Below are 2,071 nucleotides of genomic sequence, written 5' to 3'. Positions count from 1 at the left end.
ACATCGCCGAGCGCCTGGCGCGCGAGGGCTTCGGCCTGCGCACCCGCCCGACCGGCGGCGACGTGCTGGAGGGCCTGCGCCGCAAGGCCGGGCTCGCCCCGGCCGCCTGACCCACCGAGCATCCCATCCCTTTCCCGTCCCACATCAGGAGCGTGTCATGAACAACGAGACCACCCAGCATTCCGGCGCCTGGGTCACCTTCACCTACGCCGCCTTCCTCGGCTCGGCCGCGATGGTGGCCTGCGGGATCCTGTTCCTGCCGGTGGACATCTGGATCAAGGGCTACCTCGCCATGGGCGTGGTGATGCTGGTCCAATCCTGCATCACCGCGACCAAGACGGTGCGCGACGTGCATGAGGGCCGCCGCATGGTGAACCGCATCGAGGACGCCAAGACCGAGCGCCTGCTGATGTCGGTCGGCAAGGACTGATCCGGGCAGGGTCCGATCCGGGCAAGGACCGATCCGGGCAAAAATTGACCCGAGACAGGACCGACGCCCCCTCGCGAGGCCCTGCCGAAATCCCGGCCGGGCCTCGCCGGACCCGAATTTCCCCGTCCCTTCGCCAGCCGAGACGATCCGATGCCCGAATTCCCGGCGCTCGCCCCCGCTTCGCGCGGGCGCATCCCGATGCCCGTCAAGCTCGCCTACACCGCCTTCGTCGCGGTCCTGGTCCCGACCTACCTGTCCGCTTACGGCCCGACGAACTTCCTGTACTTCTGCGACCAGTCGCTGCTGCTGACCCTGGTCGGGATCTGGCTGGAGAGCCCGCTGCTCGTCGCGATGTGCGCGGTCGGCCTCGTCGCGCCGCAACTGCTGTGGGTGCTCGACTTCCTCGGCACCGCCCTCGGCTGCCCGATCACCGGGATGACCGCCTACATGTTCGATCGGAGCACCGCGCCGTTCCTGCGCGGCCTGTCGGGCTTCCACGGCTGGCTGCCGTTCCTGCTGATCTACCTGGTCGGCCGCCTCGGCTACGATTGCCGCGCCCTGCTGACCTGGACCGCGCTCGCGATCGTCACCCTGCTGGCGTGCTTCTTCCTGATGCCGCCGCCGACGCCGGAGCCGGGCCTGACCCCGGTCAACATCAACTACGTCTGGGGCATGAGCGACCGGGCGGCGCAGACCTGGGTTCCGGCCTGGGCCTGGCTCGCGGGCCTGATCGTCGGCCTGCCGACCCTGCTGTTCCTCCCGACCCACCTCGCCCTGCGCCGCTGGGCGCCGGCGCGATCGCGACCCGCTGCGGGATGACGGAACGCGCGGAGCCTCTTCCCTCCCCCGCAGAGGGGGGAGGGACGGTGGGGGGCCTGTCTTCGTTCGAGGCCCGGGAACGAGGTCGGCGTCCGCTCGGTCGAAGGCGGGGCCTTGGTCCAGAGCGATCCCGTCAGGCGCCGTCGCCGCCCGGCACCAGCGTGATCACCGTCTCCGTCGCGGCGTCGACCGCCGCGCGGGAGTACAGCAGCGGACGGTAGGCGCGCCGGGCCCAGGGCTCGGCATGGTCGGCGTAGTGCGGGCTCGCCGGGTGGCCGGATTGGCCCGGGGCGTTGACGAAGACGCCGGCATCCCAGTCGCCGACGTCGAGCACCATCCGGAACGAGGCGCCGTGCGTCATCCGGAACGTCGCGGGGTCGTACTCGGCGTGCATCACGCAGGGCCCCGCCCCCGGCATCGGCAGGGGGCCGACATCGTGGCCGGTGAAGCCGCGCGGGCCGAGCGGGTGCGCGAACAGCGCGTGGTGCAGGCGGCCCCAGGCCCAGGCCGCGGGATCGGGGCCGAGGCGGGCCGCGCAGTCCCGCCAGGCCGCCGCCAGGGTGCGTTCGACCAGCGCGTCGCGGGCGGCGCGGTCGAGCGGCGGGCGCGGCGTCTCCAGGCGGTCGAGCAGGGCCTGCAGGTCGCCCGGCGGCAGCAGGCGCCGGGTCTCTAAATCGGGCACGAGGGCGTGCAGCAGGGCCGGGCGCAGGTGGTGCACCCAGAACACCTCCACCAGCGCGGCCGAGGCCGAGCCCTCGTGCAGGTGCCCGTCGAAGGTCTCGAGCAGGGCGATCGCCCGGCGGGCCTCCGCGTCGGCGGGCG

Annotated in this window: 3 protein-coding genes; 2 read left to right on the top strand and 1 reads right to left on the bottom strand. The window is 72.7% G+C overall.

What is annotated here, in order from left to right:
- The first annotated feature begins 157 nt into the window (after positions 1-157).
- Together FV223_RS26160 and FV223_RS26155 are read left to right on the top strand one after the other, a co-directional pair.
- Positions 158-430: a YiaA/YiaB family inner membrane protein gene (locus FV223_RS26160; RefSeq protein WP_147729665.1), complete on the top strand. Its 273-nt coding sequence runs from the start codon at positions 158-160 to the stop codon at positions 428-430.
- A 150-nt stretch (positions 431-580) separates the two neighbouring features.
- Positions 581-1,249, top strand: coding sequence for a hypothetical protein (locus tag FV223_RS26155; RefSeq protein ID WP_147729664.1), 669 nt, complete (start codon positions 581-583; stop codon positions 1,247-1,249).
- 133 nt (positions 1,250-1,382) lie between these two features.
- Here the strand turns inward: FV223_RS26155 and FV223_RS26150 are convergent.
- A partial coding sequence (locus FV223_RS26150) for a penicillin acylase family protein (RefSeq protein ID WP_147729663.1) occupies positions 1,383-2,071 on the bottom strand: 689 nt, incomplete at its 5' end.

The organism is Methylobacterium sp. WL116 (assembly GCF_008039455.1).
GTDB lineage: Bacteria > Pseudomonadota > Alphaproteobacteria > Rhizobiales > Beijerinckiaceae > Methylobacterium.
The sequence above is the reverse complement of the archived record's forward strand: the minus strand, read 5'-3'. Positions and strand labels throughout refer to the sequence as shown.